The organism is Lactobacillus sp. wkB8 (genome assembly GCF_000761135.1).
Classification (GTDB): Bacteria; Bacillota; Bacilli; order Lactobacillales; family Lactobacillaceae; genus Lactobacillus; species Lactobacillus helsingborgensis.
In genome coordinates this window covers 724,866-747,160 of the sequence record NZ_CP009531.1, presented here as the reverse complement: position 1 = coordinate 747,160, position 22,295 = coordinate 724,866, and the positions used below count along the sequence as shown (strand labels likewise).

Below are 22,295 nucleotides of genomic sequence, written 5' to 3'. Positions count from 1 at the left end.
TTCAAGTTTTTTTATACCAAACTGCGTGAAAAGATAATAAATGTCATTTAGTTAGATATAATATAATTAGAAATATTAACTGAAAGACAGATTTTATGATTGACTACTCAAACACCCAAAATTTAATTGAATCAATGGTTACGGAACGCATTGTACCGGGCGTAAACTATGCTTTTTTTAAAAATGACCAAGTTTTCACTTCAACCGTCGGCTTTGCAAGTACCTATCCGACAGTTACGCAACTTAGCCCGTTTGCTATTTATGATTTAGCCAGTCTGACCAAAGTAATTATTACTGAAAATATTTTGCTTAAATTATATCAAGATGGACAGCTCAATTTTACTGAACCACTGCACGACTTTATTCCCGAATTTAAAGATGAACGTGTCCGCCTTTTTCATCTGCTTACCCACACCAGCGGAATCCGTGGCTGGATTGAAAAGCGTGATCAATTATCCCACGACGAATTAATCAATGCCATCATTCATTTACCTGTCACAGACGAGTTTGAACATAAAATGCGCTATGCCGATACGAATTTTATCTTGTTGGGGTTGGTTGTTAAAAAAATATTTGGGCAGCCAGTTCAAGAAGTTGGTCAAAAATTAATAATCGAGCCTTCTGGTTTGGAAAACACGACATTCAATCCCCCTAAGGACTTATGTGTGCCCACTGCTGTTTACCAAGGGAAAGTTTTGCAGGGTGAGCCGCACGATCCTAAAGCACGCCAGCTTGGCAGTGATTGCGGTTCAGCAGGACTTTTCTCCACAATGAATGACTTGGTTAAATTAAGTAAAGGTTACTTGGGCTTAGATAAACAAATTCTGCCCTTCAGTCAAGAACTTGTCGCAATGTTATTCGATAATAAAAATCCGGCGGGCGTCAAACCGCGCTCATGGGGCTGGGACTTGCGCTTTGACCCTCAGTTGCATTACCCCCTAATTCTGCATACAGGCTTCACTGGTGTTCTTATGCTTCTTGACCGTGTAAAAAAGTCTGGTCTAATTCTTTTAACCAATCGTATTCACCCTACTGGTCATAATCAGGTCTTTCTAACTATGAGAGAAAGAATTATTCAGAGTTTTTTAAAAGAAAACGATCAATAAAAAAATAGTTTAATCGCATTACAGCTGAAGTTGGCACTCCTTTTCAAAATTAGCTTGTAGTATACTGGTAGAAGAAGACAGAATTTTACTCCCAGTTCGTTGATATCAGTTCTGCCAGTAAAGCAATAGTTTTTTTGTTATAAGGAGTGAAAAAATGAAGAAGAATAAACGCATAATCTTTGCGACAATTGCCGCTTTAAGTCTGGCTGCGCCAATGACAGCAGTCTTCAACTTTGACAATGTTCAAACCGTTTCAGCCAACCACCAAGGAACCAAAGTTTGGCTCCAATATGGTACTTTAAAGTATGCTTTAAAAGGGCCATCAGGTAGAGTATATCCTGCTGGTACTAAAGTAGTACGTGAACTTAGTGACGATGCTAAGCCACCTATTTCAATGCACGGTCGTCCATTTTATTTGACACTTGTTATTGGTGGCATTCCCGGCAATCAGCTATTACAAGACGTTGGTGGCGGTGAGATTGCTGAGGCTTATGTTAATTATGAAGACTGGCATGAAATTGATTATCCATCAGATTATACCGTATTAGTACAAAATACCGAAGATTACAATGATTTAAAATCTAGTGATTTTCATCCTGTAGATAGTAGCAATCCTGATGTACCTTGTGCAAATCTTGATGCGCTAGAAGAAGCATACGCTGATTTGACAAGAATTGCTGGTAAATCTTCCGTGGTTGGACAAGATCGTGAAAAAATTTATCGTTTTACAGACCGTTATAATGCTGCTAAAGCTATGGGTGCAACTCAGGAGAGTGTTGATGCTCTAACTAAAGAAATCAATGATGCCGTTGCTAGCTACAAGAAGACTGGTCACCTCGTAAGTGGTAATTCAGATTCTGGCAATAACAGTAACTCTGGCTCATCTAACTCATCTAATGGTAATAACGGATCGACTAGTGGCAACACGCCAAATTCATCTGGTTCATCCACTTCAAGCAAATCTAAGTCACGAGTAGTAAGATTGCGTAAAGCATCTTACCGCTATACTCGCAAGGGTAAACGTGTATCTAAGAAACTGCTTAAGAAAGGCTCATACGTCAAAATCAACGGCAAAACTTACCGTATTAAGAAGAAAACCTTCTACCGTATTGGCAAAAACCGTTACATCCGCAAAGTGAATGTTGCTAAGAATTAAATTTGCTAAGAACAAAACCTCGAAACTGGATAAGTTTCGGGGTTTTTATTATCAAGGAAAACAAAAAAGGACAATTCTTTACCCACTGAGTTAAAAATTAATCCTTAATAAACTTGCGCTATTAAAATTTAAACCTTGTTTAGCACTTTTTACGATTTGGCCAAAAATGATAGACAAGGTCAACTACTGCTTGAGCCAGCATACCGCCTGCCATCCAGTACATCCCCATCATCATATTGCCGGTAAAGGTATAATAAGCGGTAATAGCGTAAACGACTACCCACAAAATTTTAAAAAACAAATTATCACACATCATTTGTAAAAAAACTCCCTTCAATTCATTTCAAATTATACCTTTTTTTAGACAAAAATTGGGGCTATTTTTAGTTATTTAATCACTTAAAAGTTGTTTTACCAAAATTATCTACAATAAATGTTATTATATAAAAATGTTTACATTCGTAAGCATTAATTAACTTTTTTAAAAATATTTTTTTCGCTGAAAGCATTTTACCATTTTTTATTTGTTATGTAATTTAATTGCATTTGCAACTATAAAAAAGAACTTTAAGTACAGAAATTTAAAGTTCTTTTATTATTTAAAAATTAATTGGATTACCGCAAGTACTCTTTGACGCGATTTAAATATTATTCAGAAAAGTTTTTACAAAATAACCTTTTACAATTAAAGATTACTCATCAATCTTTTTCTAAGTCACGACTTTTCCATTCCCAGCAATTACTTTCTGGTAAAAATAAAAACTATTATTGAGGCATTTCTTCATACCAAGCAATTATTTTACCATAATTTATTGCACCTTCTCATCTCGCGTTAGAACGGTATTTTGCCGGAGAAATACCAAAATAATGCTTAAAAATTTTATAAAAATAGGACGCATTTTCATATCCTACTCTGGTAGCAATTTTTTCAATTGAAACCTTGGTATACTTTAGATATTTGGCAGCTACATTCACTCTTTGCAACTGCACTAACTTAATAAATGACAAACCGGTTTCATTTTTTAAATGATCGGACAAATAGTTGGGATTAAAGCCAAAATGTTGTGCCATTTCTTCTAACTTGATCTCAGAATAGTTTTTTTCAATGTAAAGAAGTAACGACAATAAATTATTGTTTTTATTTTTCGAACCAGTCACTGGCGGTTGACGGTAATAGGCTTTTCTTATTAATAAAGAAAACAGCGTCAACATTTCTAATTTAATGATCTGGTCCGCTTGAATTTTATCAGCATAATATTCAGCAATAATATCGTAGATTATTGCAGTAATTTTAGGGTCATGATCAATCTCAAACAAACTGTAACGGCCTTCACCGTGATCTTCATCGGATAGTAAGGAAAAAAGCAAACTAGAAATAGATATGCCGTTGCCCTTAGACTGTAAAAAATCGAGCAGATTTAAGGAAAAAGCGGAAGTACGAAGTGCGATGTTTAAAACTACCCCTTTCTCATCAATCGGTTCCACCTTGTGAGGGGTTTTGATACCGATAAAAATCATGTTATCTTGTTTCACCTTAATCCGCTCATGTTCTGTTACCACCACACAATTACCTACCAAGGGAATTTTTATTTCAACATAATTATGAATATGAAACGGAATGTATGATTTTACAGGTTGAACAGAAATTGTGATTGAGCTGCTGTTTAGTACAAAATTATCAGAATAAGTATTGAAAAATTCATAAATTGGCTCGCTGTCGATATGACCAGCAATTTTTAATTTGAATTCACCAGATCTAAAATTCTGCAAGACCATATTCCAATCTCGAAAACCATTATTCTGACGCAACATTTGGATAATTTTTTCGTGCATTTGGGCTACCTTTTTATTCGTGTTATAACTTCTGTGAAATAGACAATTTTTTCATGTAATTTAACAATAATTTACTTTTTACATTAAGTTAAAATGAAGAACAAAGCAAGACAGTTTAAAGATTTTTTGAAAGAAAAATATCGCAGAACTAGGTCTTAAGGCTCACAACTTAACGGGCACGCAAAATGGTTTCGTTAAAAATAAGGTGACAAGCACATCACCTGCCGTAAACATCTGACAGCTGTTCTTTGTCATTAGCAAAGATAAAATTCAAAAAACTTAGCTAAATTAAATCAGAAGTACCAATTAAGTGACGTAAAGTTACGGTTTTTGTTCGACTTCAAAAAAGTTTCGGCCTGCTAGATACTTACAAGCAACTGCAACTTTCAAAATAATCAAATACTTAGTCATTAAAAAAGTGCCCCCTAATAGTCAGATTAATGACTAACTATTATGGAGCACCCCATAGCCCTGAAAAGTCTTTTCACGGGTTTTAATTTTAAATAAATTGATGTAAGTGTAATGACAGATATTTAATAAGAACTATTCGCCTAAATATGCAAAGGCTACATTTTCATCGTAAACATGGAATATTTTTTCAAAAAGAAAACGGCAGATAAGTGCAACTACTACAGGAATTACAATCCAGACCACTAGCGCCAATACAAAATTAATGCTGGCTTTTCCAGCGTCTAAAGAAGCTAGCGGCCCGACTAGACCAACAAGACCAAAACCCGCTGAAGCTGGCGTACCGCTAACATGGAATAGGGCCACCGGAATAGCTGAAACGACAGCAGTAATTAATGTCGGTAGGAGAATAATTGGATGTCTGAAAAGATTGGGCATCATCATCTTCATTGCACCTAATGCAATAGCAATGGTCACACCCGACTTATTAGTCCGCCACGAATGCACTACCAGAACCAATGTGGTGGCAGCTACTCCCATTGCCGCCGCACCAGCTGAAATGCCATTTAATTGAATAGCCATACCAATTGCAACTGTTGAAATGGGGGAAATAATCAACACTGCAAACATGCAAGAAATTAAGATGCACATAAAGATAGGCTGTAAATTTGTGAAAGAGTTGATAACTGTACCTAACCAAGTCGTAATCTTGCTAACATAAGGCAAAATTAGCATGCCGATCCAACCGGCTCCACCACCAATTAAAATTGGTGCGGCAACGATTTTAATCGAACCAAAATGCTGACCCACTAGTAGCAAAAGCCCCACAGCCAGACCGGCGGTAATCATCGTATTAATCAAATCACCGGTTCCTGCAGAAACAAATACACCTTGAGCTTTTGTAGCTGGATTTACGATCTGCGGCACAAACTTGGTCACGCCGGAGCCAACATAAGCTGCGGCTCCTACAATAGCCACGTCCAAAGGCACCATTTTAAATTGAATAGCAATCAAGGCACCAATGAGCAATGGTGTTGCACACTGGAAAATTAACAAAGCTTGGTTTAATGAAGTTGCTACTGGGTTTTGCCCAAATAATTTCAAAATTGCACTGAGTACGGCATTGGGAATTAAACCCACTATAATTCCTGTTGCCGTCCCAGCTAGTATTTTATTAAGAAAAGTTTTTACTGTTAGTTTATTAGAATTGGTTGAATCAGCCATATTTCATACTCCTTAAAATTCAGATTTTTCTAGGTACGCTTTGTCCGCAAAATAATTGGGGACAAAATCAAAATATGGTGAAGTGAAATTCGTCGCATTATTGTTTCCTCCTTAAATTTAATTATTAAGTATTTTATCATTTTATTTAAAAAAGTACACAAAAAACTTAATATTTTCTAATTATATTTAATTTTAGCTAAAAAAAGCAACCTAGATAACTAGGTTGCCGCAATTTTTCACTTTAATTGATGTTCATTTTTTTCTCAAGTCTAAATAAATTTAAGTAGCTGAGCAAGATAATTACACTAACAAAAGTTAAAAACAAGAACGCTTCTTGACTACCTTGTGCTGTCAGTGCAGCATAATTGCCTGGTCTCTTTTGCCAAGAAGAAATGATGGCAGCCATGACGGTTGTCCCCATTGAGCCAGCATATTGCTGTCCAGTTTGAAAAACCGCTGTGGCATCTGTATGTAATTCTTCTGGCTGCAATTTGGACGCTTCTGCCATGGTATTATTAAAGGCCATTTGCCTGCCAATAATCATAATGCCATAAAAAACGCCGACCATTAACGTACTGATTTTCAAGCTAAAAATAGCAAAAAGCAGACAAGCTGTTAGACAAAAGATTGTTCCGGTAAGAAGTGGCAAACGTGGCCCCCTTTTATCGTAAATATGCCCAAACCAAGGGTTCAATAGACCACTGATAATGCAGCCGGGAAGCAAAACCAATCCTCCAATTAAAGAAGTAGCGTGATTAACAATTTGGACGTAATTAGGAATTGCAAAACTGGTACCAATATTAATAAACTGCAAAAGCAGGTAAGAAATCATGGCAAAAATAAAGGGCTTATTTTTAAATATGTCTAAGTTAATCAATTTCTTTTTACTTGATCGCGACAATTTGATAAATACGTATAGCAAAAGCGCAACCACGACCATGCTTAGCCAAAAGCCCCAATCTGTTAAGCCGTTGCTAATACGATTGAAACCTAAATTAAAAATAATCATAGCACTTGCAATCACAATATAGCTTAACCAATCAAAACTGGGATGCTTTTTTTCATGATATTGTTCAACGACAAACAAACCCAGAACCATGATAATTACAGCAATGACGGCCACAATTTCAAATATTAAAGGCCAGCCGAAGTAATAAACCACAGTACCACCAAATGTAGGTCCTAAAGATGGAGCTAAAATAATTACTAGACCAGTAAGACCCATGTAAAAGCCCCATTTTTCCTGCGGCATCAATTCTACGACCATGTTAAACATTAACGGAATTGACAGACCGGCTCCCACAGATGATATTATGCGTCCAGCGAGTAATACCCAAAAATTATGAGCAAGCCCCGCAACTATTGAGCCCGCGATAAAAGCCACGGCGGCGGTCAAAAACAGCTGTCTAGCTGAAAAGCGGTCATTTAAATATGAACTTGACACCATTATTACAGAAATTGTTAATAAGTAACCGGTTGTAGTCCATTGCACCAGACCTAAACTAATATGGAACTGCTTCATTAGTGTAGGAAAAGTGACGTTTAAACTGGTCTCAGTCAAAATCGACACAAATGCCATTAAAGCACAACTGATTATAGCCAGCACCCGCTTTGGCGTTTCTCTTTTTGCTTCCATATTTCTCTCCTTAATAAAAAAGGGTTAAAAGCCTAAACTTTTACCCTTTCCATAATTGGTATGACATCAATAATTTAAAATGTACAGGATGAATAATACTAACTAATTTTATCAATAATAGGTTCCATATAATAATAGTATTAATTCATGAAATTAGCAATTATCTAATTATTTTTCTTCTTTAAAGCGAGCTACAAGATCATCATGTAATTCTTCATAGCCTGGCTTGTTCAATAAACCAAACATGTTACGCTTATAAGCCTCAACGCCTGGTTGGCTAAATGGGTTGATACCATTAAGATAACCAGAAATTGCGATAGCTAATTCAAAGAAGTAAATTAAGTAACCCAAAGTGTATTCAGTCTGATCAGGAATATTGACTGTCATAACCGGAACACCACCATCAGTATGAGCTAACACTACGCCCTCATATGCATGTTCGTTAACGTAGTTCAAGGTCTTGCCTGACAAGAAATTCAATTGGTCTAAATTACGGTCATCAGCTGGTATTTCCACATCATTTGCAGGATTTTCAACCCTAATGACAGTTTCAAACAGATTACGCAAACCTTCTTGAATGTATTGACCCAATGAGTGAAGGTCAGTGGTGAAGTTGGCACTTGCAGGCCAAATACCCTTACCGTCTTTACCTTCGGACTCGCCCATTAATTGCTTGCACCATTCACTGAACATTCTCAATGTTGGTTCGTAATTCTCCACAATTTCTGTAGTGTAACCCTTGCGGTAAAGTATGTTACGTAAAGCAGCATATTGATAAGGAGTAGCTTCACTTAAGTCTGTAGAGCTATAATCTGCTCTGGCATCGGCAGCACCCTTCATTAATTGGTCAATATCTGCACCAGAAACTGCGATTGGCAAAAGACCAACAGCTGATAAAACGCTGTAGCGGCCACCAATATCATCCGGCACAACAAATTCTTCGTAACCCTCGGCGTCTGCTTCAGTCTTCAATGCACCTTTGGCGCGATCAGTGGTAGCAAAAATTCTGGTTTTAGCTTCTGCAGCACCATATTTTTTAACTAATTTATCTTTAAAAATACGGAAAGCAACGGCTGGCTCTGTAGTAGTACCAGATTTAGAAATAACATTAACACTGAAATCTTTGTCTCCAAGCCATTCAATCAAGTCATGTAGGTATGAACCTGACAAAGAATTACCACAAAATACAACAGTAGTATGCTTATCTTTGCCTCTGCCGTAGAAAGCACCATTTAAAAATTCAATGGCGGCTTGAGCGCCTAAATAAGAGCCGCCGATACCGATACAAACTAGAACTTCAGAATCACTTTGAATCTTCTTTGCTGCCTTTTTTATTCTGGCAAACTCATCTTTATCATAATCAACTGGTAAGTTAACCCATCCTAGGAAATCGCTACCTGCACCAGTACCGTTTTTTAGTTCACTATCAGCAGCATTAACCATAGCCTGCATTTCACTTAGTTCATTTTCGTGGACAAACGGCGTTAATTTAGTGCTATCAAATTTTATTAAACTCATAAAATACGCTCTCCTTACTGAATTAAATATTTATTTCACAAGAATATTTTAGCAATCTTAATTTGCAATTACCAGTGCTTTTAAATAGTTTTCGACTTTCTTCTAATTAGCATGACAACCCAATACAAGAAGTAGCCAATCGCTGCCCCGCAACTATTGAAAAAGACATCATCAATATCGCTAACACCAGTTTCAAGCAAAAATTGCATTGTTTCTATAAATAACGAAAATATCAGCCCCGCAAGCAGTACCCGACCAAAAGTTTGTTTTTTCGCAAAAACAAAGGGTGATAAAAAGCCAAACGGAACGAAACATAGGACATTACCAAAGGAATTGTAGACAAAATCTAACCGACTTTGCGCATGGTACATCTTCCAAGTTTCTTTTAAAAATACAAAATTGATTTCATTAAGTGGTCTGTGCAAGTTAAATGTCAAATTCCACGGGAAATAAGTATTGCGAAATGTGGTTAACATTAATACTAAGATTAAGTAAAAAGCAAATAACCATACTGCTGCTTCTGACTTGATTGTCCGCCTACTTCTAATAGTCATTAGCCAGATCAAACGGATTACCATGAAAAACAAAAAATAAAACATCGTTTTATCAAGTGCCAACATTATCAGCTTAATCAAAGCAAAATGATTAATTTTAGTAGCATAAAGTTGCGAAAGCAGGTTATATAGTGGTCCTAAAAATATCATTCTCATTCAATTCCTAAAATAGCGTTCATTTAAATTATACTCAATCTTGGTCAATTAATTCTTAAAAAAGGACTAACAATACGAAAAAGATTGTCTAAAACCCCAGAAACTTTTAAAATAGTCAGATAAGGGAGAGTTTTTATTTTGAATAAAAAAAATCTGACCAATTTCATTCAGACTCGTACTGGCTTTTTTTGCCTTTTAGTTTTTTTATTTACTCTAAAATACATTTTTGCTGCGTATCATGATTTTAATCTGGGTATTTCAGATCCATATCAACACATCATCATGTGGATTAGCCCCATTGGCAGCGCAATTTTGTTAATTAGTATTGGACTTTATTTTTCTAAACCAATAGTTTCATACTGCGCTATGCTCTTACTTGACGTCGCAAATTCAGGTCTGTTATTTGCCAATATTTTGTATTACCGGCAATTCTCAGATTTTATTACTGTAAAAACAATTAATAATGCTGGTAAAGTAGCGCCGGGATTGGGAAAAAGTGCTGTCGCTCTGCTCCAGCCGTCAGATCTTTTATTATGGCTGGATTTAATTGTAATAACGGGCTTACTAGTAGCGCACAAAATAAAAATTGACCAAAAATCCTATGGTTTGCTGACACCATTTGCCGTAACTTCTGTTGGGGCCTTTGTTTTAGTTCTCAATATTTTTATGGCTGAGTCATCTAGACCACGACTTTTAGGTACTACTTTTGACCGGTCATATATCGTAAAGTATCTGGGAATTGATACTTATACCGTTTATGACGGCATAAAAAATGAACAAACAGAACAAGTAAACAAGAATGCGAATACTGCCGATTTAAATAAAATCCTGACTTACACTAAAAAGAATAAATTGCCAGTAAACCCGCAATATTTTGGTAAGGCCAAGGGTAAAAACGTAATCGTGATCCATCTGGAAAGTTTCCAACAATTTTTAATTGATCTCAAGATTAACGGTAAAGAAGTTACGCCTTTTCTTAATTCTATTTACCATGATAAACATACCTTAGGTTTTGCTAATTTCTACCATCAAGTCGGTATTGGCCGCACCAGTGATGCCGAAAATATGCTGGAAACAGGAACTTACGGCATTTCGGATGGTTCTTTGTTTACTGCAATGGGCAGTTCCAATACTTTTCAGGCTGCACCACAAATTTTACGGCAACATGGTAAATATACTTCTGCTGTCTTTCATGGCAATGTCGGTTCTTTTTGGAATCGTGATGATGTTTACAAAAACATGGGCTATAATTATTTCTTTGACCAGAACTATTTCAGCCATGATAAAAATGACCATATTGGTTATGGTATCAAAGACAAGGTCATGTTTGCAGAGAGTATTAAGTACTTAGAAAGAATGCAGCAGCCCTTTTATACAAAATTTATCACCGTAACTAACCATACCCCTTTTGATATGGATGAAGAAGATCTGGATCCAAATTTTAAAACCAGTGATACAACGGATAAGTCCATTAATAATTATTTTGAAACTGCCCATTATCTTGATCAGGCAATTCGTGAATTTTTCACTTATTTAAAAAAATCGGGTTTAATTAAAAATACCATGGTAGTAATTTATGGCGACCACTATGGCCTGACTAATTCTGAAAATGAAACTCTAGCGCCAATTGTTGGAGAAAGCTCTGACACCTGGAACAGCTATAATAACGTGCAAATGCAGCGCGTACCTTTCATGATCTATTCGCCCAATTTGAAAGGAAAAATTAAGCATGAAGTTGCAGGAGAAATTGATGTCTTACCAACTCTGCTGCATCTTTTAGGAATATCCAACAAGAATTATATTCAATTTGGCAGCGATCTTTTAGCGCCAAAATACCGCCCATGGTTGGTTTTTAGAAATGGGACTATTGTTAGTCAAAAATACGTCATTATTGGCGGCAAGGGGCTTAAGGGTGTTGTTTATGACCGTAAAAGCGGTAAAGAGATTATTAATTTTACCGCGAAGGAAAAATACGAAATCACCAAATTAGCAAAAGAAGGAAAACAGTCGCTGAAATATTCCGATTTATTGAATAACCATAATCTGCTCCGCTTCTATACTCCAAAGGGATTCAAGCCGGTTGATCCTAGTGAATTTGACTATTTAACCAATTATATTCAAATGGAAAATCTCAGATACCGTTTAAGAAATAAGTCTACTGCTTTAATAACCAAACACCGCAGATCAACTACCAGTCTTTACAAAACAGATGCAGCTGAGTTAAAAGGACGAGAATATGAGATTACAACGATTCCAGAATCTGTATCTGGTAATCACCTAACAGAAAAAGAAAACAAGTCTAGTAAAAATCATAAAAAGTCCTATAATTAATAAATATAGAATAAAATATTATTTTTTTGGAGGACTTTCATGAAATACTTATTTTTAATTATGATAATCCTAGTTTTAGTGCTGGCATGCTGTAGAGTAGTCCCGCAAAACAACGAGGGCTTAATTGAAACTTTGGGCAAATACTCAAGAACTGTTAAAGCTGGATTAGTTCTTATTATCCCAGTAATTCAAAGACTACGTAAAGTTTCTCTAGCCATGTTTCCGGCGGAAATTTCCAAATATTCTATTATTACCAAAGATAATGCAGAAATTACTACCAGCTTGACCCTAAACTACTTGGTGACTGATTCATACAAATATTTTTACAACAATACCGACTCCGTTAAATCAATGGTTGAATTAATCAGAGGGCATTTACGGGATATTATTGGTCGGATGGACTTAAATGATGCGTTAGGTTCCACCAGCAGCATTAACTCGCAGCTATCAGAAGCAATAGGTGATCTCACTGATATTTACGGCATTCGGGTCGTCCGCGTCAATATTGACGAACTATTGCCTAGCACTGAAATACAAAAAGCAATGGATAAGCAATTAACAGCTGATAGAGAAAAAATTGCTGCTATTGAAAAAGCCGAGGGTGAAGCTAAAAATATTGAGTTAACGACTAAGGCTAAAAACGAAGCATTGATCGCTACAGCTAAAGCCAAAGCTGAGGCGGTCAAAACAGAAGCCGATGCGGAAGCTTATCGGATCAACCAATTGCAGTCAAGTCTCGCAAAAGCAAGCGACGGCTACTTTAAAAATCAAAGTCTGGACAGTTTCAATAATTTGGCAAAAGGACCCAATAACCTTATAGTAGTCGATAAGGATAATGTAACTAATCTAGGTTCAATTCCAGCTGCTGCTAAAGTCTGGCACAAAACCACTACTGACAATGAATTAGAAAAATAAGTAATACACAAAAGGCTAATAAATCATCAGTTTAAGATGATTTATTAGCCTTTTTAATTGCAAGCAGAATTTTATTCGCACTGCTTTAGTTATCAAGATATTGTTCATAGCCTTTATCAAATAAAATTATAGTAAATACAGCACCTTGATTTGACTTAGACTGAACGCGAATTTTGCCGCCATGCTGCTTAATTAAAGAAGAAACAATTGATAAGCCTAAACCATATTCGCCTTTACCCGAACGCGTGCGCGATGGATCCGCCTTAAAATATCTTTCAAAAATATACTTAAGTTGCTCATGACTCATGCCAATACCATTATCTTTAACACTGATGATGGTGGCATGGGCAGCCCGATAGCCAGTAATCTCAATTCTACCATTAGTAGTAAACTGAATAGCGTTTTGAATTAAATTGACCATAATTTGGGTAAAGCGATCTCTATCGGCATAAATTGGCAAATCTATAGGTGCTGAAATAATAATTTTATCATTTGCCTTAGCAGCATTATGTTTAAGCTGCATTGTAACATCGTCTAATACTTTTCTAGCATTAAACTTGGTTTTAATTAAATCTATTTGATTATTACGTATCTTTTCATAATCGAGGTTTTCGTTTACGAGGCGGATAAGCCTTTTTGTTTCCCTGCTCATTAAAGCAATAGACTTCGGCTTGGCTTTATCCGGAATTGCATCATATTGCAGCCCTTCCAAAATACCGTTGATTGTAGTTAGCGGTGTCCGCATTTCATGCGCAGCATCAGCCATAAACTGATCCCGTCGTTTTTCTTGTGCCTTAACTTCTTGATTTGATTTCTTTAATGCGCGCACCATTTGGTTAAAGTTATCAGCAAGCTGAGTTATTTCATCATTACCACTGTAATTAGCCTGTACATCAAAATCTCCTGCAGCAACTTTTTGAGTAGCTTGAGACAATTTTTTAATCCTATTAGTTGCATAAAACGACAAGATAAAACTTAAAATTAAGCCAACTATTAATGCAGTCACCAAAGCACTGAACAAATTTTGTTTGGCACTTCTTATTGGTCGTTCAACGGTTGACACCCGAACTCCCAGCCAAATTGCACCAATAAATTTACCCTGATCACGCCAAGGCAAAAGCACTCCAGTACAGGTGTCTTTAGTATGACCAGTTTGCGAAATTATTTGATTGTTGTTTTTGATATGCAGCTTTTTTCCACGCTTTACTTGTGCAAAGTGCTTGTCAGAAAGTTTAATCTTGTTATTTCTTTTGGGATAAATCTGTTTGCCCCGCGTATTAAAAACACTAAAATACACTTTATCGCTGTGAAGGACAAACTGCAGTCTATGCAAAAACTTGGGGTTAAGCATTGCTGAGCCATTCTTTTCTTCACTAGCAGCCAAAGTTCCCAGAGCAGAAGCAAAATCTTCCATTCTCTGATAGTTATGGGCATAAGATTGCTTAGTGACGTTATTAATTTCTGAAAAGCCAATTATTGATACCGTAGTAAGAATGATTAGTAAAAAACTAAGCATGTGCTGATAAATCAACTTCATAATAAAAACCTACGAATCATCAAATTTATAGCCAACGCCCCAAACAGTTTGGATAACATCTGCACCCACGGTTTCCAATTTTTGACGCAACTTTTTGATATGAGCATCAACTGTTCGGTCTTCACCATAATAATCGTAGCCCCAGACAGCTTCTAACAATTGTTCACGGGAAAATACCTGTTTAGGTTTTTGAGCCATAGTATATAGTAAATCGAATTCTTTTGGTGTAATGTTTTGAACGTATTTTCCGTCATATAGTACTTCACGTCTGCTCTTAGAAATTTTGGTATGAGCTGTCTCGACATCGAATTTTTCGGTTTCTTTAGTTTCTTTTGATTGTTCTTTATGATCATCAATTCTAATTCTGCGTTGCAGCGCCTTGATACGAGCAATTAAAGCTAAAGGACTAAAAGGCTTTGATACATAATCATCTGCACCTGCATTAAATCCCTGAATCTGTTCCTCCTCACTACTGCGAGCAGTTAACATAATAATTGGAATTTGCGGTGAAATCGCACATACGTCTTTAGCAACTTGTATGCCATCTTTTTTAGGTAGATTGAGGTCTAACGTGATCAAATCATACTGGTCAGGATTTTTGGCAAACATTTTAACGGCTTGTTCCCCATCAGTAGCTACATCCATGGTCCAACCTTCTTTTTCAAAGAACATTCCCATCATTTCTGCAACTGACTGATCATCCTCGACCATTAAAATTTTCAGTTTCATTTTCGGTCCCTAAATCCTTTTGTTCTCTCCCTTTTTACTTTGTCAGGATCTATATAATCTGCCGGCAATTCATGACGGTTTTGTAAGTAGCTTTTTAAGGCTTTTTCCGTAGCCATGATTGGAAAGATAATGAAAAGATAAAATGTCAGCAGCCAAAGTAAAAAATAACGATCCCATTTAAATAAATGTATTCCAATACCCAACAATAATTGAATTAAACCAAAAGCAATAAAATTTAAACTTGCTCTTTTTTGAGCAAACTTGAAACTATTTTTATTAACTTGGGCCAAGTATGAATGATACCCGTAAAATGGAATTTGTCTTTTTGCAGGCGAGATTAGCCATAGCAGTCCAATTACTAACATAATTGCACCACATGCGATATAAATCATACTTTTTCCTTTCTCTGATAGATTTAATTCTCGTTTCCTGGTGTTGAAATAACTATTTTCATATTACCTTCAAACTTAAAATTCTTCATTTCATTAGGAATAATCAAATTTGTTCCTAATGCTAAATCGTAAGTCTTATTTGCAAATTCGAGTTTACCCGAACCATTAATGATTGTAACTAATAAGTACGGGTGACTATTTAAGCCAGTTTGCCATTGACCATTAAGGTCTATTTGCCACAAATAAAAATGAGGTGAAGTTGGTGGCTCAACTAGAGTTTTGATAATAGCATCCTGTTCACGTTTAGTCTTGATCTTAAGTTGGGGATCAACGTGAGGAACCTGAGTAACATCAATTGACTTTTGTGTATGTAATTCGCGTTTCTGACCTGTCTTTTGATCAACTCGGTCATAATCATACAGTCTATAAGTTACGTCACTTGATTGCTGGGTTTCAATTACTAATATTCCTTTTGTAAGTGCATGGATTGTACCTGAGGGAACGTAAAAGAAGTCTCCAGCTTTGACTGGGACTTTACGCAATAGCTTATCCCATTCCCCTTTTTTGATCATTTCTGCCAATTCAGCGCGAGTTTTAGCGGTATGACCATAAATCAGATACGAACCAGGGTCAGCCTGTAAGACATACCAACTTTCGGTCTTGCCGCTGTCATTCTCTACTCTGCGGGCATAATCGTCATCAGGATGAACTTGCACAGATAAGTTGTCATTGGCATCCAAGAATTTAACCAGTAAAGGAAATTCTTTACTTTTTGGATTGCCAAAAAGCTCTGGATTTTCTTGATACACTTGCCGTAAGCTTTGTCCTTTGAATTGACCGCTAGAAACAGTTGAAGCGTCATCCTTATACCCAGAAATAACCCAAGCCTCTCCGACTTGACCATCTGGAATATCATAATTAAAAATAGTTTTTAATTTGCGCCCACCCCAAATTTTAGGTCTAAAGTATGGCGTTAAAAATATTGGTTCCATCATAATTCACCTCACTATTAGTGTAATCTTTTAAAGTGCAAATTTAAAACTATTTTTTCAAATATGAAAACAAAAGTTATTATTTTAAAAGTGATTTCCAATACAAAATAAAACTACATTTTGATTTATTTTATTTTAATATGAGAAATTAAAAACACAAGAAAAAAGCCCAACAGAGAGAATTCTGCTGAGCTTTTCGGGGAAACAATTTACTACTCGACAATTTTTTTTCTATTTATTTTTACTCTTTAATCCCTCCAGTCGTGACTCTGCTATTTCATGGTCTAAGTCATTAACATATTGCTCTTTTAATGCCTTATCCCAGCCATAGTAATCAGACATATGCTTTACTACACCATCTTTAACTTGGCTCAAGGTGTCACTCTTGAACAAGATGTGGTAAGTGCGGCGTAAAAGATAATCGACTGGAGTCAAAGTCATTTCTTCGTTTAATGAATAGTCCAGTGCAGCCGTTTCGCCTAAACTTAAACCATCTGCCGGCTTAATCTTTTGTGCATAGTCGTATATTTGCTCTGCTTGAGAACCAAATAGGTTAGCGATTTCAGTTGCATCTTCAGAAGCTAAACCAGCAGCAACACCATCTTTAGCGATCCGTGCCAGTTCTTCTTCTGCATGATCAGAATCAAAGTCACCACCAGCAACTTTAATTTCAGCAGAATCTTGCAAAGTGAAGTTCTTAGAAAACTTATCATGTAATTTCTGTTGTATTTTCTTCATTGCTCCATTAGCCATAATGCGGTAGTCTGTCAATTTACCACCAGCTAATGTAATTAAACCGTCTTCAGCTTCAGTTAGTGAACTACCACGTGATACAGCAGACGGAGCAGAGGTACTGTCAGAAACACTGGCTCCAGTAGCAGCATCAGCTGCTTCGTTTCCTTCAACCTCTACTTCAATTAAAGGACGAACTCCTGCCCAACTGGCTTCAATATCATCAATTGTCAAATGGGCTGCAGGATACTTTTTATTAATAATGTTTAACAAGTAATCTACATCGCTTTGTTCAACAGTTGGATGAGCGTAATCACCGGTAAAGTCGGTATCTGTAGTACCAAAGTAAGTTTTACCTTCTCTTGGAATTGTGAAAATCATACGACCATCTGCCGTGCCTGAACCAAAGTAAGTTGGTTGTGGCACCGTCAGGCGTGATTGGTCTACTACAAGGTGCACACCTTTAGTTGGACGCAAACGTGGTTTCTTGTAAACCTCTTTATCTTCTTGACGTACTAAATCAGACCAAGGACCAGAAGTATTAATAATTACATCTGCGTGTATTTCAAATTCTTCACCGGTTAAATTGTCGTGAACGCGCACACCATTTGCTTGCTTTTGATCGTTATGTAAAATTTCGATGCACTTCAAGCGACTAACAGCCAAACAACCTAAATCATGTGCCTTTTTAACGTTTTCAACAACCAGCCTTGAGTCATTGTTTTGATAGTCTAAATAAACACCCGCACCTTGCAGATTCTCACTATTTAATTGTGGTTCACGCTTTAAAGTTTCTTCTTTATCCATCATGTAGTTAGCATATTTGATTAAAGGTGAATCTCCTTCAATACCAGCTAGATGATCATACAAATCCATAGCCACTTTGACTGAAAACATAGTAAATGTGGTGCCAGGTTCATCATAAATTGGCAAAATCATCGGGTCTGGTTGTGTCATATGTGGTGCAATGTGCTGGATAACTGCACGTTCCTTAACGGTATCGGAAACCACTTGAACGTCAAAAGTCTTAAGATAGCGAATACCACCATGTACTAATCTGGTAGAGCGAGAAGAAGTACCTCCACCAAAATCTTGCATGTCAATCAAGCCGGTTTTCATTTTAGCTGCACTAGCTTGCAAAGCAACGCCAGCACCAGTAATGCCGCCACCAATAACCAGCAAATCTAATTTTTCATTCTTTAAACGTTCAATTTCTTCTTGTCTCGTTTTAATTGAGAACGCCATGATTTAGCCTCTTTCTCTCTAATAAAATTAATTACTTTTGATATGGTTTGTATGAAAAGCTTTGAGCGGCCTTAACTGCAGCTTTCCAGCCTTCATATAAGTGATCTCTTTCTGCACTACTCATTTGCGGCTCGAAGGTCTTACCTACCTTTTGGATCTTCTTAATCTCATCGACATCTTTCCAGAAGCCAATAGCTAATCCTGCAAGGAAGGCAGCACCCATCGCCGTTGTTTCAAGGTTAGCAGCACGTTCAATCTTGATGCCCAATATATCAGCTTGGAATTGCATCAAATAATCGTTATTAGCAGCACCACCGTCAACTTTCAACTTAGGGATTTTAATTTTAGTATCTTCGTGCATAGTATCAATAACGTCACGGCTCTCATAAGCTAAGGATTGCAAAGTTGCCTTAGTAAAGTCATCCCTTGTCGTACCTCTAGTTAAACCAAAGACAGAACCACGGACATTTGAATCCCAGTATGGAGCACCTAAACCTGTGAAAGCAGGAACTACAAAGACTTCGTTGTTATCTTTTGAGCGCTTTGCTGCTTCTTCTGATTGTGGAGCATCATCAATAATACCTAATTGATCACGTAACCATTGAATAGCCGAACCAGCAACATAAATACTACCTTCCAAAGCATAATTTACTTTGCCATTGATGCCGTAAGCCACAGTAGTCAACAAGTTATTAGCCGAGAATTTTGGCTTTTCACCAGTGTTCATCACAGTAAACGCACCGGTACCATAAGTGTTTTTAACCATTCCCGGTTCAAAAGCTAATTGACCAAATAAAGCTGATTGCTGGTCACCAGCCATACCGGCAATTGGAACCTGACTGCCATAGAAATGATATTCTGCTGTAGTACCGTATATTTCGGAGTTAGAACGAATTTCTGGCAAAATTTTTCTTGGAATGTTTAATAACTTGAGAATTTCATCATCCCAATCCAGTTTAGTAATGTTAAACAACATTGTCCGGCTGGCATTAGTGTAATCAGTGACATGAACTTTGCCGCCGGTTAACTTCCAAACCAACCAAGAGTCAATAGTACCAAATAGCAATTCACCATTTTCTGCTCTTTCTTGAGCCCCCGGAACATGGTCAAGAATCCAGCGAATTTTGGTTGCAGAGAAATAAGCATCTGGAATCAGACCGGTCTTTTCATGAATCATATCAGAATAGCCGTCAGCAATGATTTTATCGGCAATATCAGAGGTCTGACGTGATTGCCATACAATCGCATGATAAATTGGCAAGCCTGTTTTCTTATCCCAAATTACAGTGGTTTCACGTTGATTGGTGATACCGATAGCCGCAATTTGATTTGGTTTAACCCCAGAATTAATAAACGAGTTGGCAATTGTAGATAACACTGAATTCCAAATTTCATTGGCATCATGTTCTACCCAGCCTGGTTTAGGAAAATACTGATTAAACTCTTTACGTGAGTCAATTACTTTTTTACCTGCATGATCCAAAATAATTGCTCGTGTACTAGTAGTACCTTCATCAATCGCTAAAATATATTTTTCAGCCATTATACTTTCTCCTTTTAGCCATAAAACTAATAGTATAGGTAACTGTTGTTACAACTCAATTTTACCCTCGCTTTTTAGTAAGCGCTAACATATAATGGTGATAACTTATTAGTTAAAGTTATAAAGAAAAGGATGATACATGATGAAATACAGCTTGTTAGCATACAAATATTTTGTTGATGTAGTTGAAACTCAAGGATTTACCCCGGCTGCCAAAAGAAATTTTGTTTCTCAAACCGCGATTAGCAACGCAATTAAAAATTTGGAAAAGCAACTTGGAGTGCAGCTAATTGACCGTTCGACTTCTCATTTTAAAGTAACTTTAGCAGGTAGCAATCTCTATCACTGCACCATCCCTCTTTTAAATAAGTATTACGAATTTGGTGAGAAAATAACCCAGTTAAATAATTCGTTTAATATCTTAAAAATTCATTATCTTCATGGATTTGGTTTTTGGACAGTCAAATTAGCACAATCTTTGTTAACATCTAACCCCAAATTACAATTACAATTAGACACAGAGAATTTTGCGACAAGTTTTACAAAGTTGGATGCAGGAGATTATGACATTCTGATTGGTTTTTCAACGGCTGTGAGCAAAATCAAAGATATTCACGTTAAAAAAATAGGAACAGCCAATTTTAGCATTTTACTTAATCAGAGTTCTTTAACTAAAAATGGCAACATAAGCAAAAAGACTATAAAAAGGCAGCCCCTTTTTTTACAAAAATGGACTGCTACAGATAGTAATGACGTGCAATCAAAAATTAAAATAATTCTGCGTAACATGCACATTGACTACTCTCAAATCATTTATCTAGACAGTTTCGACGCAGCAATATCGAATGTTATTTTAAATCATGGTCTGGCAATTTATCCGCGAGAATTATCAATACCAAAAAAATATGATGATTGTCTCTGCTTTTTACCTCAACTGCCTGAACTGAAATATGACGTGGTGGCTATTTATAAAAATCCGGCTCTCGCCAATATTTTGGAACGTGCAACTGATTAGCAAACTCTAATCATGATAAATTAATTTTTGCAATCGCACTTTTGGCAATGATTAAATATTCACTATTCCACCTTGCCTAATTTGCTCAAACCGCTGAATATAGTAATCAAAATGGAGCCAAACATGCAAATAGCGGCAACAATAAATATTGCATGCACTTCTGCCTTAATTAGAAAGCCGCTAATTAACGACATAATTGGTCCAATTATTCTAGTTAAAGAGGTTGAAATTGAGGTGATTGTGCCTTTATACCGGTCTGGAGTCTCTGCTTGAATTACAGTAAAAAAGTTAGCTTGTGACCAGACGCTACCAAACGAAACTAAAGCATAACCAAAAGTAACTAGTAGATATGACTGAACATTAAGCATAACTATAAAGCCAATCATTATCAGCGAAGCAATCATCAGCATTTGTGTACCTAATTTCAGATTTTTATTTATTTTTAAATAGACAGAGTTGCCAATAATACTGGCGACAGCGGCGACTGTGAAAAAGATACTAACTAGATTAACGGAAACCTGCATTTTTTGCTTTAATAAAAAAGTTAACATAGGCACGACCGCTTGAAAACCCACATTAGCGACAAAGAAGCTGGCAATTAACCATTTAATATTGTGATGAGTAAATAAAAAAGAAATTCCCTTCCTAGCACTCTTAATAAACGAATTGCTCTTTTTCAGCAACTTATTTTCCCTATGTAATGGCTCATAGCCCTTAACGACATAGGTCAAATAGCCGAAGCTTAAAGCATCGAGTAAAAAGCCACCGAGATAATTAATTAAATTAATGACTATGGCAGCGATGCCAGGACCAAAAGTTTTTTGTAAAGAAGAAATCAAACCAACTTGACCAGAAACAGATGATAGTTCTTCTTTTTTAACTGATTCAGCTATGAATATTTGATATCCAGTCCAAGTAATTAAATCAAATGTGCCTAGCAGAAATACTACTAATAAAAGCCAATATATAGAAAAATTTTTTATTACTAAAAATGGGGCAATGACAATCAGAACCATTTGCATGACTAATGACAACATCATAATTTTCTTGCGGGAATAGATGTCAAAAAGTGGTCCAATCGTCAATCCAAAGAGCGCCGTTGGCAAATATTCAACTGCTGTTAAAAGTCCCATGATAACTGATGAATGAGTTCTAGAAAGCATTAAAAGCGGAATTGCAAAAGTGTAGAACTGATCTCCTATTCCTGAAATAGCATAGCCTAAAAGTAATTTGTTTTTTTGTGATAAATTTTTCATTGTAATTTCTTTGTTAT

Annotated in this window: 18 protein-coding genes; 5 read left to right on the top strand and 13 right to left on the bottom strand. The window is 36.4% G+C overall.

The window, feature by feature from the left end; translation table 11 throughout:
- Positions 1–95 precede the first annotated feature (95 nt).
- A complete protein-coding gene (locus LACWKB8_RS03685) occupies positions 96–1,106 on the top strand; it encodes a serine hydrolase (protein ID WP_038522144.1) in 1,011 nt (336 codons plus the stop codon).
- Positions 1,107–1,260: 154 nt separating this feature from the next.
- Positions 1,261–2,262, top strand: coding sequence for an SLAP domain-containing protein (locus tag LACWKB8_RS03680; RefSeq protein WP_038522142.1), 1,002 nt, complete (start codon positions 1,261–1,263; stop codon positions 2,260–2,262).
- 139 nt (positions 2,263–2,401) lie between these two features.
- Here the strand turns inward: LACWKB8_RS03680 and LACWKB8_RS09235 are convergent, their stop codons facing one another.
- The 6 genes from LACWKB8_RS09235 to LACWKB8_RS03655 all read right to left on the bottom strand — a co-directional run bounded on the left by LACWKB8_RS09235 (position 2,402) and on the right by LACWKB8_RS03655 (position 9,585).
- The gene (locus LACWKB8_RS09235) at positions 2,402–2,578 is read right to left on the bottom strand and encodes a hypothetical protein (protein WP_162833769.1); all 177 of its coding nucleotides are present in this window, start codon (positions 2,576–2,578) and stop codon (positions 2,402–2,404) included.
- Between the two features lie 506 nt (positions 2,579–3,084).
- Positions 3,085–4,095, bottom strand: a complete 1,011-nt coding sequence (locus LACWKB8_RS03675) for an AraC family transcriptional regulator (protein WP_038522139.1) — start codon at positions 4,093–4,095, stop codon at positions 3,085–3,087.
- A gap of 543 nt (positions 4,096–4,638) precedes the next feature.
- On the bottom strand, positions 4,639–5,727 hold the full coding sequence (locus LACWKB8_RS03670; RefSeq protein WP_038522136.1) for a PTS sugar transporter subunit IIC: 1,089 nt from the start codon (positions 5,725–5,727) through the stop codon (positions 4,639–4,641).
- 241 nt (positions 5,728–5,968) lie between these two features.
- Positions 5,969–7,363, bottom strand: coding sequence for an MFS transporter (locus LACWKB8_RS03665; RefSeq protein ID WP_038522133.1), 1,395 nt, complete (start codon positions 7,361–7,363; stop codon positions 5,969–5,971).
- 168 nt (positions 7,364–7,531) lie between these two features.
- Positions 7,532–8,881 (bottom strand): glucose-6-phosphate isomerase, encoded by a 1,350-nt coding sequence (locus tag LACWKB8_RS03660; RefSeq protein WP_038522130.1) that lies wholly within the window; start codon positions 8,879–8,881, stop codon positions 7,532–7,534.
- 80 nt (positions 8,882–8,961) lie between these two features.
- The gene (locus LACWKB8_RS03655) at positions 8,962–9,585 is read right to left on the bottom strand and encodes a VanZ family protein (RefSeq protein ID WP_038522127.1); all 624 of its coding nucleotides are present in this window, start codon (positions 9,583–9,585) and stop codon (positions 8,962–8,964) included.
- A 144-nt stretch (positions 9,586–9,729) separates the two neighbouring features.
- On the opposite strand from LACWKB8_RS03655, the gene LACWKB8_RS03650 reads away from it, so the two are divergent.
- Together LACWKB8_RS03650 and LACWKB8_RS03645 are read left to right on the top strand one after the other, a co-directional pair.
- Entirely contained in the window at positions 9,730–11,922 is a 2,193-nt protein-coding gene (locus LACWKB8_RS03650) for an LTA synthase family protein (protein WP_038522125.1), read from the top strand.
- 39 nt (positions 11,923–11,961) lie between these two features.
- Entirely contained in the window at positions 11,962–12,837 is an 876-nt protein-coding gene (locus LACWKB8_RS03645; protein ID WP_038522122.1) for an SPFH domain-containing protein, read from the top strand.
- A gap of 85 nt (positions 12,838–12,922) precedes the next feature.
- On the opposite strand, the gene LACWKB8_RS03640 is transcribed toward LACWKB8_RS03645, so the two are convergent.
- The 6 genes from LACWKB8_RS03640 to glpK all read right to left on the bottom strand — a co-directional run bounded on the left by LACWKB8_RS03640 (position 12,923) and on the right by glpK (position 20,007).
- The gene (locus tag LACWKB8_RS03640; RefSeq protein ID WP_038522119.1) at positions 12,923–14,374 is read right to left on the bottom strand and encodes a cell wall metabolism sensor histidine kinase WalK; all 1,452 of its coding nucleotides are present in this window, start codon (positions 14,372–14,374) and stop codon (positions 12,923–12,925) included.
- 9 nt (positions 14,375–14,383) lie between these two features.
- Positions 14,384–15,103 (bottom strand): response regulator transcription factor, encoded by a 720-nt coding sequence (locus tag LACWKB8_RS03635; RefSeq protein WP_038522116.1) that lies wholly within the window; start codon positions 15,101–15,103, stop codon positions 14,384–14,386.
- Entirely contained in the window at positions 15,100–15,495 is a 396-nt protein-coding gene (locus LACWKB8_RS03630; protein ID WP_038522113.1) for an SdpI family protein, read from the bottom strand. Before LACWKB8_RS03630 ends, LACWKB8_RS03635 begins: the two co-directional genes overlap by 4 nt.
- 23 nt (positions 15,496–15,518) lie before the next feature.
- Positions 15,519–16,487 (bottom strand): mannose-6-phosphate isomerase, class I, encoded by a 969-nt coding sequence (gene manA, locus LACWKB8_RS03625; protein ID WP_038522110.1) that lies wholly within the window; start codon positions 16,485–16,487, stop codon positions 15,519–15,521.
- 231 nt (positions 16,488–16,718) lie between these two features.
- Positions 16,719–18,464 (bottom strand): FAD-dependent oxidoreductase, encoded by a 1,746-nt coding sequence (locus LACWKB8_RS03620; RefSeq protein WP_038522107.1) that lies wholly within the window; start codon positions 18,462–18,464, stop codon positions 16,719–16,721.
- A 31-nt stretch (positions 18,465–18,495) separates the two neighbouring features.
- Positions 18,496–20,007, bottom strand: coding sequence for a glycerol kinase GlpK (glpK, locus tag LACWKB8_RS03615; protein ID WP_038522105.1), 1,512 nt, complete (start codon positions 20,005–20,007; stop codon positions 18,496–18,498).
- A gap of 139 nt (positions 20,008–20,146) precedes the next feature.
- Between glpK and LACWKB8_RS03610 the strand changes: the two genes are divergently transcribed.
- Positions 20,147–21,022 carry a LysR family transcriptional regulator gene (locus LACWKB8_RS03610; protein ID WP_082229333.1) on the top strand — a complete coding sequence of 292 codons (876 nt, stop codon included), beginning with the start codon at positions 20,147–20,149 and terminating at the stop codon, positions 21,020–21,022.
- 62 nt (positions 21,023–21,084) lie between these two features.
- Here LACWKB8_RS03610 and LACWKB8_RS03605 read toward each other — a convergent pair whose 3' ends face one another.
- Positions 21,085–22,278, bottom strand: a complete 1,194-nt coding sequence (locus LACWKB8_RS03605) for an MFS transporter (protein ID WP_082229332.1) — start codon at positions 22,276–22,278, stop codon at positions 21,085–21,087.
- Between the last annotated feature and the right edge of the window lie 17 nt (positions 22,279–22,295).

Excerpts from the sequence above, each read along its gene's own strand:
- LACWKB8_RS03630 (WP_038522113.1), bottom strand. The coding sequence starts at position 15,495 with ATGATTTATATCGCATGTGGTGCAATTATGTTAGTAATTGGACTGCTA.
- LACWKB8_RS03665 (WP_038522133.1), bottom strand. The coding sequence starts at position 7,363 with ATGGAAGCAAAAAGAGAAACGCCAAAGCGGGTGCTGGCTATAATCAGT.
- LACWKB8_RS03660 (WP_038522130.1), bottom strand. The coding sequence starts at position 8,881 with ATGAGTTTAATAAAATTTGATAGCACTAAATTAACGCCGTTTGTCCAC.
- LACWKB8_RS03610 (WP_082229333.1), top strand. The coding sequence starts at position 20,147 with ATGATGAAATACAGCTTGTTAGCATACAAATATTTTGTTGATGTAGTT.
- LACWKB8_RS03645 (WP_038522122.1), top strand. The coding sequence starts at position 11,962 with ATGAAATACTTATTTTTAATTATGATAATCCTAGTTTTAGTGCTGGCA.
- LACWKB8_RS03685 (WP_038522144.1), top strand. The coding sequence starts at position 96 with ATGATTGACTACTCAAACACCCAAAATTTAATTGAATCAATGGTTACG.
- LACWKB8_RS03655 (WP_038522127.1), bottom strand. The coding sequence starts at position 9,585 with ATGATATTTTTAGGACCACTATATAACCTGCTTTCGCAACTTTATGCT.
- LACWKB8_RS09235 (WP_162833769.1), bottom strand. The coding sequence starts at position 2,578 with ATGATGTGTGATAATTTGTTTTTTAAAATTTTGTGGGTAGTCGTTTAC.
- LACWKB8_RS03675 (WP_038522139.1), bottom strand. The coding sequence starts at position 4,095 with ATGCACGAAAAAATTATCCAAATGTTGCGTCAGAATAATGGTTTTCGA.
- LACWKB8_RS03635 (WP_038522116.1), bottom strand. The coding sequence starts at position 15,103 with ATGAAACTGAAAATTTTAATGGTCGAGGATGATCAGTCAGTTGCAGAA.
- LACWKB8_RS03640 (WP_038522119.1), bottom strand. The coding sequence starts at position 14,374 with ATGAAGTTGATTTATCAGCACATGCTTAGTTTTTTACTAATCATTCTT.
- glpK (WP_038522105.1), bottom strand. The coding sequence starts at position 20,007 with ATGGCTGAAAAATATATTTTAGCGATTGATGAAGGTACTACTAGTACA.
- LACWKB8_RS03670 (WP_038522136.1), bottom strand. The coding sequence starts at position 5,727 with ATGGCTGATTCAACCAATTCTAATAAACTAACAGTAAAAACTTTTCTT.
- LACWKB8_RS03620 (WP_038522107.1), bottom strand. The coding sequence starts at position 18,464 with ATGGCGTTCTCAATTAAAACGAGACAAGAAGAAATTGAACGTTTAAAG.
- LACWKB8_RS03680 (WP_038522142.1), top strand. The coding sequence starts at position 1,261 with ATGAAGAAGAATAAACGCATAATCTTTGCGACAATTGCCGCTTTAAGT.
- manA (WP_038522110.1), bottom strand. The coding sequence starts at position 16,487 with ATGGAACCAATATTTTTAACGCCATACTTTAGACCTAAAATTTGGGGT.
- LACWKB8_RS03605 (WP_082229332.1), bottom strand. The coding sequence starts at position 22,278 with ATGAAAAATTTATCACAAAAAAACAAATTACTTTTAGGCTATGCTATT.